This is a genomic window from Aurantiacibacter hainanensis, assembly GCF_036321025.1.
Taxonomy (GTDB): domain Bacteria; phylum Pseudomonadota; class Alphaproteobacteria; order Sphingomonadales; family Sphingomonadaceae; genus Alteraurantiacibacter; species Alteraurantiacibacter hainanensis.
Map to the genome: position 1 here is coordinate 1,280,922 of NZ_JAZAPB010000001.1, position 16,249 is coordinate 1,297,170.

General features: G+C 65.0%; 16 protein-coding genes. 5 read left to right on the plus strand and 11 right to left on the minus strand.

Translation table 11 applies throughout. The features are described 5' to 3' along the window. Positions 1-2: 2 nt before the first annotated feature. From AAA989_RS06385 to AAA989_RS06415, 7 genes are all read right to left on the minus strand, one after another. A complete protein-coding gene (locus AAA989_RS06385) occupies positions 3-1,148 on the minus strand; it encodes a serine hydrolase domain-containing protein (protein WP_338241913.1) in 1,146 nt (381 codons plus the stop codon). Between the two features lie 12 nt (positions 1,149-1,160). Next, positions 1,161-1,910, minus strand: a complete 750-nt coding sequence (locus tag AAA989_RS06390) for an SDR family NAD(P)-dependent oxidoreductase (protein WP_338241914.1) — start codon at positions 1,908-1,910, stop codon at positions 1,161-1,163. After that, a complete protein-coding gene (locus AAA989_RS06395; RefSeq protein ID WP_338241916.1) occupies positions 1,910-2,326 on the minus strand; it encodes a nuclear transport factor 2 family protein in 417 nt (138 codons plus the stop codon). The genes AAA989_RS06390 and AAA989_RS06395 overlap by 1 nt, the downstream gene beginning before the upstream one ends. A 17-nt stretch (positions 2,327-2,343) precedes the next feature. Continuing rightward, entirely contained in the window at positions 2,344-2,847 is a 504-nt protein-coding gene (locus AAA989_RS06400; protein ID WP_338241917.1) for a nuclear transport factor 2 family protein, read from the minus strand. Then, positions 2,825-3,235 (minus strand): carboxymuconolactone decarboxylase family protein, encoded by a 411-nt coding sequence (locus AAA989_RS06405; protein WP_338241919.1) that lies wholly within the window; start codon positions 3,233-3,235, stop codon positions 2,825-2,827. The genes AAA989_RS06400 and AAA989_RS06405 overlap by 23 nt, the downstream gene beginning before the upstream one ends. A gap of 11 nt (positions 3,236-3,246) precedes the next feature. Further along, the gene (locus AAA989_RS06410; RefSeq protein ID WP_338241921.1) at positions 3,247-4,476 is read right to left on the minus strand and encodes a serine hydrolase domain-containing protein; all 1,230 of its coding nucleotides are present in this window, start codon (positions 4,474-4,476) and stop codon (positions 3,247-3,249) included. 88 nt (positions 4,477-4,564) lie between these two features. Then, positions 4,565-5,374: a CmcJ/NvfI family oxidoreductase gene (locus tag AAA989_RS06415; protein ID WP_338241922.1), complete on the minus strand. Its 810-nt coding sequence runs from the start codon at positions 5,372-5,374 to the stop codon at positions 4,565-4,567. Positions 5,375-5,730: 356 nt separating this feature from the next. Between AAA989_RS06415 and AAA989_RS06420 the strand changes: the two genes are divergently transcribed. Beyond that, positions 5,731-8,364, plus strand: coding sequence for a TonB-dependent receptor (locus tag AAA989_RS06420; protein ID WP_338241923.1), 2,634 nt, complete (start codon positions 5,731-5,733; stop codon positions 8,362-8,364). A gap of 106 nt (positions 8,365-8,470) precedes the next feature. Here AAA989_RS06420 and AAA989_RS06425 read toward each other — a convergent pair whose 3' ends face one another. Both AAA989_RS06425 and AAA989_RS06430 read right to left on the minus strand, forming a co-directional pair. After that, a complete protein-coding gene (locus tag AAA989_RS06425) occupies positions 8,471-8,755 on the minus strand; it encodes an integration host factor subunit beta (protein WP_338241924.1) in 285 nt (94 codons plus the stop codon). Positions 8,756-8,936: 181 nt separating this feature from the next. Next, positions 8,937-9,275: a GntR family transcriptional regulator gene (locus AAA989_RS06430; protein ID WP_338241925.1), complete on the minus strand. Its 339-nt coding sequence runs from the start codon at positions 9,273-9,275 to the stop codon at positions 8,937-8,939. Positions 9,276-9,438: 163 nt separating this feature from the next. Here AAA989_RS06430 and AAA989_RS06435 point away from each other — a divergent pair, with 163 nt between their 5' ends. The 4 genes from AAA989_RS06435 (at position 9,439) to AAA989_RS06450 (ending at position 14,626) form a co-directional block, all read left to right on the plus strand. Next, positions 9,439-11,076: a peptide MFS transporter gene (locus AAA989_RS06435; RefSeq protein WP_338241926.1), complete on the plus strand. Its 1,638-nt coding sequence runs from the start codon at positions 9,439-9,441 to the stop codon at positions 11,074-11,076. A gap of 5 nt (positions 11,077-11,081) precedes the next feature. Next, the gene (locus AAA989_RS06440; protein WP_338241927.1) at positions 11,082-12,476 is read left to right on the plus strand and encodes an amidohydrolase; all 1,395 of its coding nucleotides are present in this window, start codon (positions 11,082-11,084) and stop codon (positions 12,474-12,476) included. Further along, positions 12,473-13,846 (plus strand): amidohydrolase family protein, encoded by a 1,374-nt coding sequence (locus tag AAA989_RS06445; protein WP_338241929.1) that lies wholly within the window; start codon positions 12,473-12,475, stop codon positions 13,844-13,846. The genes AAA989_RS06440 and AAA989_RS06445 overlap by 4 nt, the downstream gene beginning before the upstream one ends. A gap of 99 nt (positions 13,847-13,945) precedes the next feature. After that, complete coding sequence (locus AAA989_RS06450; protein ID WP_338241931.1) at positions 13,946-14,626, plus strand: NnrU family protein; 681 nt, start codon at positions 13,946-13,948, stop codon at positions 14,624-14,626. Here AAA989_RS06450 and AAA989_RS06455 read toward each other — a convergent pair. Both AAA989_RS06455 and AAA989_RS06460 read right to left on the minus strand, forming a co-directional pair. Further along, positions 14,623-15,363 (minus strand): hypothetical protein, encoded by a 741-nt coding sequence (locus AAA989_RS06455; RefSeq protein ID WP_338241932.1) that lies wholly within the window; start codon positions 15,361-15,363, stop codon positions 14,623-14,625. The genes AAA989_RS06450 and AAA989_RS06455 overlap by 4 nt on opposite strands. Before the next feature lie 101 nt (positions 15,364-15,464). Beyond that, entirely contained in the window at positions 15,465-16,244 is a 780-nt protein-coding gene (locus AAA989_RS06460) for an alpha/beta hydrolase (protein WP_338241933.1), read from the minus strand. Positions 16,245-16,249: the final 5 nt, after the last annotated feature.

Genomic DNA, 16,249 nt, shown 5'->3' on the forward strand with positions numbered 1-16,249 from the left:
CCCTAGAGGCAGGCGGAAAGCACGATGTCGGACAGCTTGCCCATGCGCTCTATGTTGGCGGCCTGCGTCATCACTCCGGCGCTGACGAAGCTGAACGACAGGTCCGCTTCGGGGTCGACCATGAACATCGTCGATCCCGCGCCATAGTTGCCGAATGTCTCGGGGCTGGAAAGCTGGCCGAACAGGTGGTGGAACACGCCCGTGCCCCGCACTTGGAAGCCGATCCCCTGGTTCGCGGGCGGCACTTCCCACCCGGAGCGCAGGGCCACGCCGCGGTAAAGCTCGTTGGGCTTGTCGCCGGTGTGCACCTGGCGCGCCAGCCGCACCATGCGGGGGCTGAGGATGCGGACGCCCTCCAGCTCGCCTTCGCGGCGCAGCATCTCGGCAAAGCGCCACAGGTCGCCGCAGGTGGAAGCGCAACCGACGTGCGGTGCCTCCACGTCCGGGTCCTCGAACAGCGCGTGGTCGCCCTCGATGTTGCGCGACAGGTGCTTGATCGGCACCGTCCCGCGCATGTCGGGGCGAACGTGACGATCGTCCAGATCCTTGCGCAGGCCCATGCTGGTGGATTGCATCTTCAGAGGCTGGAACAGGTCCTCCGCCAGCAGCGTCTGATAATTCCTCCCCCTGGGGTCTGTGCGCACCAGCGCGGTGCCCATCAGCACGTGGTTCACCAGCGGCGAATAGTCGCAGCGTTCACCCGGCGGTGTCGCGCCATGAACGTTGGCAATGCTTTCCTCGAACAGTTCCTGCAATCGGTCGAGATACATGCCCGGCTTGGGCGACCATACGCCGGGCATCCCGGCCGTGTGGGTCAGCAGGTTGTAGAATGTCGCCTCCTCGCGCGGCTGGCCGGTGAATTCGGGCAGCACGTCCTTCACCTTGGTGGTCAGCTGGAAGCGGCCTTCCTCTATCGCCTTCATCATCAGCACGTTGGTGAAGGCCTTGGTGACGGAGAACAGCGAGAAGACATCGTCCTTCTTCAACGCGCGTTCGCCGCCCGCGTATGCGTGGCCGATGGCTTCCTCGAACACCACCACGTCGCCGCGTCCGATTTTCAGCACCGCGCCGTAATAGTCGCCGCGCTCGATATCGGCCTCGATCACGTTCCTGAGATGGTCGAGACGTTCCTGCCAGATCCTGGACATCGCTTCCTCCGTCTAGCCCGCCGCGATGATGCCGCCGTCGACGGCCAGCATCGCTCCGTTGATGAAACTCGCCTCGTCGCTGAGCAGGAAGGCGGCGGCCTGCGCCACGTCCTCCACGGTGCCGTTGCGGCGCAGGGGAATGTTCTTCGCCCGCTGCTCGTACTGCTCTGCCGTCACGAACCCCTCGGTCGCGGGCGTGGGCACGCTGCCCGGGGCCATGGCGTTCACGCGGATGCCGCGCGGCCCCAGTTCGCCTGCCAGCACCTTGGTCAGCCCCGCGATCCCTGCCTTGATGGTGGTATAGGCGCCGGTGTTCGGCCTCCCGCGATAGGCCACCGGGCTGGAGTAGTTGAGAATGTTGCCCGTTGCGTCCTCGTCCCGGTGGGCCAGGAATGCCTGCACGCCCCAGAACACGCTCTTGAGGCCCGCCGACAGCATCCGGTCCAGCGTTTCCTCGGTCACGTCCTCGATCGGTTCGTAGACGAGGACGGAGGCATTGTTGATGACGGCGCGAAGCGGCCCTGCATCGCTGGCGAAGTCCTCTGCCAGCTGCATGAATTCGGCGCGGCTGCCGCAGTCGGCACCGTAGCTGAAGGCGCGCCCGCCCGCATCGTCGATGGCTTCGGCCACCTTCAATGCAGACTGGCCGTCGATATCGGCGATGCCGACGATGGCCCCCTCCCGCGCCAGATGCCGCGCGATCCCTTCACCCAGCCCGCGACCGGCGCCGGAAATCAGGATGGGTTGGCCGGCGAACCGCATCACTCCATCCCGAACAGCTTGGCGGTGTAGTGGCTGTCCATGTACTCGCGCATGGCGTCGATCTTGCCGTCCGACACTTCGAACACCCAGCAATAGTCGTTGTCGTAGACCTTGCCGTCCATCGTCTTGCCGGTGGAATTGCTTTCCACGCAGACCCACGGTCCGACCGAGAACATGTTCTGCACATGCACCTTGGGATCGCCGGGTTCGAACATGCCGCGCACCGGCGCGAGGAACTTGTCGATGATGTCCATGCCGACGTGCTTTCCGGCCCCGGCGATGTCCTTCACTTTGGGCTCCCACACGCTCTTCTCGTGGTAGAAGGCGCGCAGCTTCTCGAGATCGCCCGAGGACAGGACCTCGAAGAATTCCAGCACCAGCCGTTCGTTTTCGTTTTTCGCTTCGACTGCCATCATCCTCTCCGTTTTCGCTCTCAGGTCAGCCCGCGCGCTTCGTCGCTTGGCGGCGGAATGTCGGGCATGGCCCCGCCCATGTGCAGGGCGACCATCCCGGCGCGCCTGGCAAAGCGCCAGACCCCGCCCGGCACCGACTGGTCGAGCACGTATTCGTCCTCGAACCCGCCGACATACAGCGCGCCCGCTTCCTGCGGCGGCTGCGTGCTGGCGTGGCTCGAGAGCATGGTGAGGTAGCTTGTGCCGCGCGCCCGCGTCTCGGTCACCGCATCCACCAGCACGTTCGTAACGATATGGCGCACCAGGATCGGCGGGCGATTGCGGAACACCCCTTCCACCGCCGCGCGGCCGTAGAACGGATAGTCGGGCTGGAAAGGCCGCGAGAATTCGCAATCGGTGGTGAACAGCTGGCCCATGGCGTCGGCGTCGCCATCGTCCGCGTACTTCGCGAACAGCAGCGGCAGCTTGCCGCAGGCGAGTTCTATGGCGAGGCGCTGGCCGTCATCCATCGGGGTTCTCGCCATTGTCGTTCTCGGCGTCGATCTCGGCCAGAGCCTCGTTCACGATGCGGAAGCTGTCGACTGCGGCGGGGATGCCGCCATAGATGCCGACCTGCAGCAGCACCTCGCGGATTTCCTCGCGGGTCAGGCCGTTGTTCAGCGCGCCGCGGGTGTGGACCTTCAGTTCGTGCTTGCGCCCCAGCACCGCGATCATCGCCAGGTTGATCAGGCTGCGGTCGCGGCGGGAAAGTTCCTCCTCGCGGCCCCAGGTCCAGCCCCAGCAATAGGTCGCGACCAGTTCCTGCAACGGATCGTTGAACGGGTTTGGATTGGCCGTGGCCTTGTCGACATAGGCATCGCCCAGCACCTCGCGCCGGATCTTCATGCCCTTGTCGAAGAGTTCCTTGTCCATCTTTGGTCCTTTCAAAGGCAGGAATATACCGCGTCGATCAGCCGCCGCGCGCGCGGGCCGTTGTCGCCCACGGCGTGCATCTGGTTGCAGCAGTACGAGAAGCCCAGCTTCGCATCCGGGTCGCCGAAACCGATCGACCCACCCAGTCCGTGATGGCCGAAGCTGCGCATGTTCGGTCCCATGTAGACGGCTTCCGGCGTGTTGAGCAGCACGCCGTTGGCCTGGTGATAGGGCCGGTCCTGCAGCAGTTCGACCTGGTTGTGCTGTTCCTCGATCATCGCCTCGAGCTGGTCGTCGGACAGCAGGTCGACCCCGTCGACCTCTCCCGTGGCAGCGCCGTAGATCCGCGCCACGCCGCGCGCGTTGCCGTGGCCCGATCCGCTGGCGATCTCCACCTCGCGCCAGCGCGGCGAGTTCATGGTGTCGCGCCAGGCTTCCTGCGGGTTCTGCAGGAAGGCGAAGCTGCGCAGCACCGCGCCATCCTGCCAGCCCTCGGGCGTGCTGGGTTTGGGCGGCACCGTCTGGTCCTTCGCCGCGAACAGCCGCGCGCCGGTGTTCGGCAGCACTTCGGCCACGTGGCTCTGTTCCTCGGCGCTCATGCCACCGATGTAGTACTCGGCATTCAGCGGCCCGGTGACGTTCTCGCGCAGGAACGGACCGACCGTCATGCCGGTCACCCGGCGCATGATCTCGCCCAGCAGAAAGCCCTGGTTGTGGACGTGGTAGGCGGCCCTCGTGCCCGGCTCCCACAACGGCTCCTGCACTTCCAGCGCGCGGATGTAGGCATCGAAATCGAAGAAGCCGCCGGGATACATGGTGTCGGTCGTCAGCACCGGGATGGCGGCGGTATGATCCAGGATCATCCGCACCGTGATGCCATCCTTGCCGCCCTGCGCGAACTCGGGCCAGTAGGTCGCCACCGGCGCATCGAAATCGACCAGGCCCCGGTCGGCCAGCATGTTGAAGGCAATGCCGGTCACGCCCTTGGCGACGCTCATCATGCAGACCGTGGTATGCCGGTCCCATTCGGCGGACCGATCCTCCTTCGCCCAGCCGCCCCACAGGTCGACCACCGTCGCACCGTCGATCACGACCGAGCAGGCAGCGCCAAGCTCCTCTTCCTCGCGGAAATTGTCCTCGAAGGCCTCGGTCACGCGGGCGAAGCGTTCGTCGCATGTGCCGCTGAGGGGAAAGCTGCCCCCGCGTGCCTCTATCTTCTCGTGGAAGTCGAAATGGCCCAAGTCGTCTCTCCCCGCCGAGCCTTCTGGCGACTCTAACGTTCGTTAGCGTAGGCGAGGCGGCGGCCCGCCGACAAGCATGTTCTGGGCATCAGTCGAAATAGGCGATGGTGCGCAGCTCGATGCTTTGCCGCGGGGCGGCATCGGGGGGAACGTCGGGTGGGTTGAAGCTGGTATGCGCGGTGAACTGCACCGCATCGTCGTCGGTGTCGAACAGCTTGAAGACCAGCATCTGCTCGGGCCGCTGATAGGGCAGCCAGCACCAGCGATGATCGGGCGCGTAGGCGAGGTTCCAGCCCCAGAGGGAGAAATCGACGCCGCCAAGGCCGCCCACGATCTCGCTGGGGAACAGGTCCTCGCGCTTTACCGTGCTGGCATCGCACACCGCGAAGGGCGCGCTTTCGACCGTGGTGATCGGGCGCCAGAGGTTGAACAGCATGTGGCGTTTTGCCAGCCGGTCCTCCGCCTCGTCGGCGGGCAGAAGCTGGCGGGTATAGTCGCCCACCGTCTTTGCCCCGTAGTCCACGTGAGCCCCTGTGGCGGGCTGGTTGTGCCCGTGCGTTCCGGTGGCATTGGTCCGCCGGATGGCACCGAAACTCACCACCTTCGCCGCGCCCGTCAGTCGCTTCACGGTCTCTTCGCAATAGCGGCAATAGGCCTCGAGCCGGTCGGGATCGTCGTAGTCGGCAACGGGCGAGGCCTCCTCCACGACGACGAAACCGTTGCGGTCGAAAGCGAGACGGTCGGTCTCGTCGCGAATGTCGTGAACGATGACCTTGTGATCTTCGCCAGGCCAGTAGCTGCGGTCGCGATCACCCGCGTAGAACGTGGCCTTCTCGCCGCGCACGACATAGCGGATGTCCGCTTCCACGTCGTGACCAACGGTTTCAGTGTCTTGCATGGCTCTCCCCACCACTACTTGCCCGGAGAATAGGGCCGGGCAGCACAGCTTCGCAAGAGATTAACGGGCAGACGCCACTGCGTCGGAGCCAAGATCGTTACAATCGGGAATAACTATATGTTGCTTGATTGCGACAATAGCGCAGCGTGTCTTCGAATCGTGCGCATCGCTCTTGATCGTAACAGGCGTGATTGTACAACAGTTGATGGAGAGGAATTGTGCAATAGCGCCCGTTCGCGGGACCGATTGTCGTGCTTTGTCCTCCCCACAAAATCGTTACGCCCACCAATAAAGGGTGATCGATGACATAGCATTTGCAGGCCATTTCCAATGGCTTGCCTTAGGGAGGATGCCAGATGAAGTTGAAGAATCTCAGCGTCGCTTCGTCGCTGGCGATCGCGGTGTGCATGAGCACGCCTGCCTTTGCCCAGGACGAGTCGGAGGCACAGGAAGAGGCGGAACAGCGTTCCAACCAGACCAACGTGATCGTGGTGACGGCGCAGTTCCGCGAACAGAACCTGCAGGAAACCCCGATAGCCATCACCGCAGTCAACGCGGAAATGCTGGCCGCGCGCGGCCAGACCGACATTTCGCAGGTCGCGGCCCAGGCGCCGAACGTCACGCTGCGCCCGCAACCTCAGAACGGCGGTTCGGGCCTCATCGCCTTTATTCGCGGCGTCGGCCAGACCGACTTCAACTACGCACTCGACCCCGCCGTCGGCGTCTACGTGGACGATGTGTACATTCCCACCCTCTCGAGTTCGCTCCTCGAACTGGTCGACCTTGACCGCGTGGAAATCCTGCGCGGGCCGCAGGGCACGCTGGCGGGGAAGAACTCGCTGGGCGGCGCCATCAAGCTGTTCTCCGCGCGCCCGCGCGGTGACGGGTCGGGCTCGCTCCGGGTCGAATACGGTTCCTACAACAACATCTCGATCCGCGGCATGGCCGACATCGGCCTGACCGAGAACCTCGCCATGCGCGTGTCGGGCATGGGACGCTCGCGCGACGGGTACGTCGATATCGTCGACTATTCGCTGACCCATCCGGGTTCCAACGTCCCGTCCAACAATGCTCGCGGGCGCGGGAACTACGCCTACGAAACACTGGGCGGCCAGAACGTCGTAGCCGGTCGCATCGCCCTTGAGTGGGAACCGAATGACAGGTTGACTGTGTACACGGCGGCGGACTTCAACCGCGAGGATTCGGACGCCATCCCGGCTGTCCTGCTGGCCGCAGGTGCGCCTGTCGGCAATGCGGCGAACTTCGATCCGTTCTCCTCCAACCCGGCCACCTCCGTCGGCGCGTTCGATCCGACGCTGAACGGCGGTCAGGGCGGCTACACCCCGCTACCTTGGCTCGAGGGCACCGACGGCAACGCCGTGCCGGTCGATTGCCGCTTCGTGCCAGCCGGCCAGTACAGCTGCGACACTGCCAATCTCGACGGCCTCGGCTTCGATCCGCGCTACGTCAGCTATTCCACGTTCGCGGATACCCGCACTCCTACGAGCCAGGCACCCTACAAGCCCTACTTCGCACTTCCGATCACGGAATTCGAAGGCTGGGGCGTGATGTCGAACATCACCTACGACCTGACCGACGCTCTGCAATTCGTGGCCATCGGCTCCTACCGCACCTACACCTCGCGGTGGGGCCAGGACCAGGATGCGACGCCGGTTCCAGTCGCCCAGCTCGACAACCAGCTCGACCACAAGGCGTGGAGCGCCGAAGTCCGTTTGAACTTCGAATTTGCGGACGAACTGGTGCAGGGCACGATCGGCGGTTTCTACCTCGACCAAGATGGTGAATACACCGCCCGCGTCGACCTGAACTATGCCGGTATCGACTTCATTCACGGCCCGGACACCACGCCGAGCACGACGGAGGCGGTATTCGGAACGGTGACGGTCACGCCAAATGAGGTGTTCAGTCTGACCGGCGGCCTGCGCTACACCAAGGACGAGAAGATCTACACCTACTTCCGTTCGAATCCGGATGGCACGGTGCCCTTCCAGGGCTCCCTGGATCCGAGCCCGGCACCGCCGATCTGCGAATACTTCTACGGCGCGGATCCCGATGGCGGCGGCCCGGTGTCGATTGGCAACTCCCCGAACTGTCTGCTTACCGGTCTGTTCGGCATCTCCGACGGCTTCGAGGGCGACCGTCTGGACTGGCGCGTCGTCGGCAACGTGAATGTCTCCGAGGATGTCTTGGTCTACGCCTCGGTTTCCACGGGGTTCAAGGGCGGCGGCGTGAACCCGCGTCCGTTCTTCGGCCCTTCGGCTGGCGACTGCAATGCACCGGGCTACGTGGCCCCGGCACCGTGCAACCAGCTCCGCTCCTTCGAACCTGAGGAGATCACCACTTACGAAGTCGGCTTCAAGCTCGATGCTCTTGATCGTGCGCTGCGCCTGAACGGTGCCGCGTTCTACAACGATTACAAGAACATCATCCTGACCCTTCCGGCCTGCCCCAGCGTGCCCTGCCTGCAGCCGCGCAACGTGGGTGAAGCCAAGGTGAAGGGCTTCGAGCTCGAGCTCACGGCCTATCCTGTCGACGGGTTCTCGATCGACGGGGCGCTGAGCTACATCGACTTCAACTATGATGACGCCTCGGTTGCCCCTGCCGGCCTGACGGGTGACGAAATCACCCCCTACACGCCGGAGTGGACCTGGAGCGTCGGCCTGCAGTACGATCATGACCTGGCCAGCGGCGCGCTGATTTCAGCACGCTTCGACGGCAGCTACCAGTCGACGATCTACACCGATGTCTTCAACACCCAGTGGTCGGAGATCGACGGGTATTTCCTCGGCGGAGCGCGCCTTGCCTTCACCGATCCCGGCGACCGGTGGACCCTGGCCCTGCGCGTCGACAACCTGTTCGACGAGTACTACTTCCAGTCGGTCAGCGACGTCACCACGTCGCTGGGCCTGGTCACCGGCGTGCCCGGCCTGCCGCGCACCTGGTCTGTGTCGGTCGAACGGCGCTTCTGATCAAGACGGTGGCCCTCGCTTCGGCGGGGGCCACATCCATACGAAAAGGGGCGCGGACCACATCGGTCCGCGCCCCTTTTTCGTATCGGTGCAGCGCGTCAGGCGATCAGCCGTCCGGGTTCAGTCGCTCGCGCATTTCCTTGCCCGGCTTGAAATAGGGCACGCGCTTGGCCGGCACGTCCACCTGCTCGCCCGTGCGCGGGTTGCGGCCCACGCGGGCATCGCGCTCGCGCGTCGAGAAGGTGCCGAAGCCCCTGAGTTCGACGCGGCCGCCCTCGGCCAGCCGCTGCGTGATCTCTTCGAAGAAGATGTCCACGACCTGTTCGATTTCCTCTGGCCGCAGGTCCGGATTGTCTGCGGAGAGTGCCTGGAGAAGTTCCGACCGTATCAATTATTTTCCCCCCAAGGATTCCTGCCGTCTAAACAACGGCTCGGTTTGTATATTTGCGCCGACCCAAAGCGCGCGAGTGGGGAGCAAACTGCCAGAAATGGTGGGGTTTCGCAATCTTTACGGATAAAATTCGGTGACTGCCCGATTCCGGCACATCCCCGATTGAACCCGAACCGGTTCTTCAGGCGAGATCAAGGAGCTCCGCGGGGTCAAGGCCCAGTCGGTCCATCCGCTGGCGGATCTGTGGCCACTCCTCTTCGAGGAAGGCGTCGCGCTCGGCCTGACGCAGTTTTTCCGCCGCGCCTTCGCGCACGAACATGCCTACACCGCGCTGCACCCGGATAAGGCCGTCCGCCTGGAATTGCTGGTAGGCCTTGGCCACGGTGAGCGGGTTGGCACCCTGCTCCGCCGCGAATGCGCGAACCGAAGGCAGCATTTCCCCTTCCGCATAGCTGCCGTCGATGATCGACGCAGCGATCTGCTCTCGCAAGCGCAGGTATACGGGGCGGGTGTCTGCCATGGGTGAGTGAGTGCCATAATACAGCGGGTCAGGTCAAGCAAATGCGCCTAAAAATTCGGTTTCAAGCGCAACTTGGCTTCACATGACCGATTTGATCGCTAGGGTGCCCGTTTTCGCGCCTGCGAGGGGCGACCAACGAATTGCAAATCTCGGGGAATAAACAATGAAAGATCTGGCCTCATGGAACGAGGGCGACTGGATCGTTGCGATCGCATCCGTCGTACTGGCACTGTTCCTTCTTGCCGGCGCCTGGGCCGTAACGCGCAAACAGCCCGAAGTCGGCGGCCACCCAAAAGGTCTCTACATCCTGTTCTTCGCCGAGATGTGGGAGCGCTTCTCCTACTACGGCATGCGCGCCCTGCTCATTTTCTATCTGACCCAGCACTGGCTGTTCAACGACAGCGCCTCCAACATCATCTACGGCGCCTACGTCAGTCTCGTCTACATCACCCCCGTCCTGGGCGGCTGGCTGGCTGACCGCTACCTCGGGCAGCGCAAGGCGGTTCTGTTCGGGGCCGTGCTGCTTACCCTGGGGCACTTCTTCATGGCTTTCGAGGGTACCGGCGGACAGGACGATTCGACGATCAACATCTTCTGGCTCGCCCTCAGCTTCATCATCGTGGGTTCGGGCTTCCTGAAAGCCAATATCTCGGTGATCGTCGGCCAGCTCTATCCGCGTACCGACGTGCGCCGCGACGGTGCCTACACCATCTTCTACATGGGCATTAACGTGGGCGCGGCGATCGGCACGATCATCGCGGGCTACCTCGGCACCACGATGGGCTGGTCCTACGGCTTCGGCGCCGCGGGCATCGGCATGTTGCTGGGCCTGGTCGTGTTCGTCATCGGCAAGCCCTTGCTGCTCGGCCAGGGCGAACCGCCCCAGCCGCTGGCCAAGGGCACCGAATGGACCATGTACGGCGTGGGCGCGGTGGGCGTCGCCATCATGTGGCTGCTGATCCAGTACCAGTCGGTAGTCGGCGGCCTGATGCTGGCCTGCGGCGTTCTCCTGCTGGGCTACGTGCTGTTCGAGGCCTTCAAGCTGGAGAAGCATCCGCGCGAACGCATGTTCGCCATCCTCTTCCTCATCGCGCTCCAGCCGCTGTTCTGGGGCCTGTTCGAACAGGCGGGCGGCTCGCTCAACCTGTTCACCGATCGCTTCATCGACCTTGGCGGCGTGCCCGCTCCGATCTTCCAGTCGATCAACCCGATCTACATCATCCTGCTGGCCCCGGTCTTCGCGGGCCTTTGGACCTGGCTGGGCCGCCGCGGGCTGGAACCTTCCACCCCCGCCAAGTTCGGCCTCGGCCTGGTGCAGCTGGGCTTCGGCTTCCTGGTCCTCGTCTGGGGCGCGGCCACCGTCGGTGCGAACGAGCTGATCCCGGTGATCTTCCTCTTCGGCATCTACCTGTTCCATACCACCGGCGAACTTTGCCTCAGCCCGGTCGGCCTTTCGGCCATGAACCGGCTCGCTCCGCGACACCTTGCGTCGCTGATCATGGGCGCCTGGTTCTTCGCCACGGCGGGCGGCAACTTCGTGGCCGGCATGATCGGCGCCGCGACCGGCGGCGAGGATGGCGAGATGACCCGTGCCGGCACCCTCGACATCTATCAGCAGATCGGCTGGGTCGCGATTGTCGTGGGCATCGTGGTCATCATCGTCGCGCGCTGGGTCAAGAGGCTGATGCATCTCGACACGCTGGCTGACGACAACGTGGGCGACGACCTGGAAGGCCAGGCGGAAGCCGGTCTGGAAACCCAGGAAGCCGGCATGCACCCCACCACCAGGCCGAAGGGATAAGCGATATGGGTCGCAACGATAACCGGGGCGGGCTTGCCGCCCTGCTGGCAACCGTCGGCGCCCTGGCGCTGGCCGGCTGCAACACCGCCTCGGGGACCGAGCGCCCCGTCGTGGCCGCGCAGCCCGCCTCTGCCGACGAGCCCTACGCCTCGACCTACCAGCGCTTTCCCGGCGTGCCCACGGCCATAACCGGCGCGACCGTCTACGATGGCGCGGGCGGCGTGATCGAGGGCGGGACGGTGCTTTTCGCCGATGGCGAAGTTGTCGGCATCGGCGGGGCGGACCTTGCCATTCCCGCCGGCTACACGCGGGTCGACGGCACCGGCAAGTTCGTGACGCCCGGCATCATCGACATCCACTCCCACCTGGGCGACTATCCCACGCCCAGCGTCGATGCGCACAGCGACGGAAACGAGGCGACCGATCCCACCACCCCCGAAGTCTGGGCGGAACATTCGGTCTGGCCGCAGGATCCCGGCTTCAGCAGAGCGCTGGCCAACGGCGGCATCACCAGCCTGATGATCCTGCCCGGCTCTGCCAACCTGATGGGCGGGCGCTCGGTCACGCTGAAGAACGTCCCCAGCCGCACCGTGCAGGGCATGAAGTTCCCCGGCGCGCCCTATTCGATGAAGATGGCCTGCGGAGAGAACCCCAAGCGGGTCTATGGCAATCGCAACACCATGCCCTCCACCCGCATGGGCAACTTCGCCGTCAACCGCGAGACGTGGATCGAGGCACAGGACTACATGGCCGACGCTGATCCCGACCGGGATCTCGGGATGGAAACCCTTTCGGGCGTCCTGTCGGGCGACATCATGATCCAGAACCACTGCTACCGCGCCGACGAGATGGCGCTGGTGCTCGATATGGCGGACGAGTTCGGCTACCGCGTCTCCGCGTTCCACCACGCCGTGGAAAGCTACAAGATCGCCGACCTGCTGCGCGAACACGATGTCTGCAGCGCGGTGTGGGCTGACTGGTACGGCTTCAAGATGGAAGCCTACGACGCGATCCCTGAAAACGCCGCGATGATCCACAACCAGGGCGCCTGCGTGGTGATCCACTCCGACGACGAGAACGGCATTCAGCGCCTGAACCAGGAAGCCGCCAAGGCACAGGCCGACGGTCGCCGCATGGGCATCGAGATCGCCGACGCCGACGTGATCTCGTGGATCACCCTGAACGCCGCGCGCGCCATGGGCATCGGCGATGTGACCGGCAGCCTCGAAACCGGCAAGATGGCCGACGTCGTGCTGTGGAACGGCGATCCGCTGAGCATCTATTCGCGCCCCGAAACGGTGTGGATCGACGGCGCGGTCATGTACGACATGAACGACCCGCGCATGCGACCGATCAGCGATTTCGAGCTTGGCCAGCCCGGTGCAGGAGACGTGAAATGAACCGCCTTCTTGCCCTGGCCACCTCGGCCCTCGCCCTCGCCGCCTCTCCCGCCCTTGCACAGGACGTTGCCATTACCGGTGCCACCATCGCCCTTGGCGACGGCAGCGAACCGGTGGAAAACGCCACCGTCGTCGTGCGCGGCGGTCGCATCGTGGGCGCCGGCAGCGGCATTGCCGTTCCGGCGGGCATTCCCGTTCTGGACGGCAGCGGCGTGTGGGTGACGCCCGGCCTGTTCGCCTCGCTCACCGAACTGGGCATCTACGATGTCCAGGCGGTGGAGGACAGCAACGACGTGTCCGCCTCCGGCTCACCGTTCGGTGCGGCGCTGGACGTGGCGCCGGTCATCAATCCCAACTCGCAGGACATCGCCTACAGCCGCGCAGGCGGCGTCACCCGCGCCAGCGTAACGCCTTCCGCCGGGGCGAGCATCTTCGGTGGCCAGGGCGCCATCATCGATACCGGCGCGGATTACGACGCGGTCGTGCGTCCGCGCGCCTTCCAGGTCGTGGAAATGGGCGAGCGCGGCGCGCGCCTGGCCGGCGGCAGCCGCACGTCCTCGCACGCATTGCTGCGCAACGCCCTGCGCGAAGCCTCCAGCTATGGCGACGATGCGCAGCTCACCGGCCGCAGCCAGCGCAATCCTTCTCGCACGGGCGATGACGTCCCGCTCGACCCGCGCCTGACGGGTCGGGCCGAACGCGACACCGACGTGCTGCTGACCCGCTTCGATGCCGCGGCATTGGTTCCCGTCGTGACCGGAGAGCAGCAGCTCTACGTGAAAGTCGAACGCGCGTCGGACATCCTCTCGGCGCTCGCCTTGCGCGAGGAATTCCCGGGCCTCGACATGGTGCTGGTAGGCGCGACAGAAGGCTGGATGGTGGCAGACCAGATCGCCGCCGCCGGCGTCCCGGTAATCGCCGCCGCGCTGCGCGATCTGCCGGTCAGCTTCGAACAGCTGGCGGCCACGCAAAGCAATCTGGGACGATTGGTGGATGCCGGAGTACGCGTCGCGATCGGCGTCTACGACAGCAGCGGCGATCACCCGCGCAACCTGCCGCAGCAGGCGGGCAACATGGTCGCCCTGAACGACGTGCCCGGCGCGACCGGCCTCACCTGGGGCGAGGCCTTTGCCGCGATCACTTCCGTCCCCGCCGCCATCGGCGGTCTCGAGGGCGAGGCGGGCGTGCTGGCCCCCGGCGCCCTGGGAGACCTCGTCGTGTGGGACGGGGATCCGCTCGAACTCAGTTCTGCCCCGATTAGGGTTTTCGTGGAAGGCGTTGAGCAACCGCTCACCAACCACCAGACGCGGCTGCGCGACCGCTATCGCTCCCTCGACGAGAGCGAACGGCCGCGCGCCTACGAATGGTGATGCCTTCCTGATGAGGGGGGAGAGGGCGGAGCCGGCCGGCTCCGCCCTTTTCGTTTGTGCACGGCGTGGTAACCTGCCCGACCGAAGGAGACGTGCGTAATGGACCCGTCACTCGCCGCGCTTGTTGCCGCCAGCACTGCTCTTGTCGGCACCCATTTCGCCCTTTCGCATCCGCTCCGCGCGCCGCTTGTCCGGCTGCTGGGGGCGAATGGCTTCATGGGCCTCTATTCGGTCGTGGCCCTCGCCTGCCTCTACTGGATGGGCGAGGCGTTCAAGGAGGCTCCGCCTGCCTCACTGGGCGGCAGCGGCGTGATCGGCTGGATCGTCGCCAGCGTGCTGACGGCGGTTGCCGTCGTGCTGCTGTTCGGCTCCTTCCGCTCAAATCCCGCATTGCCCGCGCCCGGCGCGGAGAAGGTCGCCGCCACGCGCGAGCCGACCGGCGTCTTTGCCGTCACGCGCCACCCCATGATGTGGAGCTTCGCCCTCTGGGCGTTCGCGCACATCGTCCTGTGGTGGAGCTGGCGCACGAACATCGTCGCCCTCGCCATTCTCGTGCTCGCCCTGGTCGGCGCGCACCTGCAGGACCGCAAGAAGGAATCGCTGATGGGCGAGGCGTGGCAGAGCTGGGAAGCGAAGACCAGCTACTGGCCGAAATGGGGCAAACTCCTTTCGGCAGGCTGGGTGCTGTGGCTGGCGGCGATTGCCGGATGGCTTGCGCTGACATGGGTCCACATTGCCCTGGCAGGCATTCCGGCCGGCGCCTGGCGGTGGATCGGCTAGGACTCCTCAGGAGCGGGGCAGCCTTCCCAGTGGGACGCCAGAGCGGCCCGCCATGCACCCTCGCCCTCCTCGCGGCGAACGAGGTGATAGGCAAAGTCGGAATATTCCGCGTGATTGGCGAGCGGTAACCGCGCCGCCAGCAAGCGCCCGTCGTCGGCGTCGAACCACATGGCGCCCGTTTCGCCGCCCAGCGCCGGACCGCCAGCGCGGTAGTAGACGAAACCCCTGCCCTCTACCTCGCCTGTTCCCGCATAGGTCAGTTTGAAGGTTCCGCGGCTGCTCATTGTCGGTTCGTCCTCCCCGGTGAGCAGCAGGATCATTTCGCGGGAGATATCCTCTCTTGAAAGGATTTCTGCAGGCGGTTGCGCGATCCAGTCGGCGAAATCGAAATCGTACAGGAACCACCTGTCGCTGACCGCGATATCGAAGACCGGATCGCTCTCGGGCGAGCCCAATCGTACCTGCGCCCGACCGACCGGGCTGGAGAACCACGCCGCCGCATCCTGATTGAGATCGCGTCCCAGCCGCCCGCCGACCAACGATCGCGTCTGCCCCGACACGGGATCGAGCTCGGCAGTGACATAGGCGGCACTGGTACATGGCTCGCGCCCCTTGAACACGCGAACGGATCCGGGCGCATCGGCGTAGACGATGACGGTTTCGGGCTCGGTGCCATCGCTGTTGGACCGCACGTAGTGCAGCACCGGTGCAGCGGCGGCCAAAAGGAGGAGGCTCATTTGCGTGTATTATTTCTATAACACACGTAGCGTCAAGTGACCTGATGATCGGTCCCGGACTGCGCTCCGGCGGCCAGACACGTCCTGCGCCCGGCAGAGGCTCAAGAGACCGAAACGAAGGCGGCGATCTCGTTCTGCACCGGCTCGTGAACGACGAGATCGTGGCCCCAGCCGGGATAGGTGACAAGGCGCGTGTCGGGATGCGAGCTTGCCAGGGCCTCGGCCTGTTCGAGTGCGATCAGCGTATCGTCCTCGCCATGCAGGATCAGAATCGGCAGCGTGAGGTGCGCGAACTTTCCGGCGTTGTCGTAGCGGTCGCGCAGCAGTTGCCGCACCGGCAGCCAGCGGAGACTGCGCGAAGCCGTTTCCTCGAGGCTGTCGAAAGGCGAGATCAGCACGAGTGCGCGCGCTTCGACTTCGGTGGCGAGGTGGGTGGCCACGCCCGACCCGATTGAATTGCCGACCAGCACGATATCGCCGGGCGAAATGCCCTTCTCCAGTAGGAAGTCATAGGCAGCGCGGCCATCGCGGTAGAGACCCGCCTCCGACGGGGAGCCGGGATTGTCGTTGTAGCCCCGGTACTCGGCGGCGAGGACGCCAAACCCGCGCGCGACGAGGTCGGCGGTCACGTATGACGTCGACTGCCAGCTGGCGCCGTTGCCGTGGAAGAACAGCAGGGTTGGCCTGCCTTCCCGCGCCGGGAGATAGCCTGCCCGAAGCGCGAGCCCATCCTGCGTGCGATAACTGACGTGTTCGAAGCCGTTCGGCGCATCGCTGCGAACCGGGGGTGCCGGATAGATCAGTCGCCCCTGCAGCACGTACACCGCCAGCAGCGTTGCGCCGTAGGCGACGACCAGGAAGACGACGACAGATGTGACCATGCGCC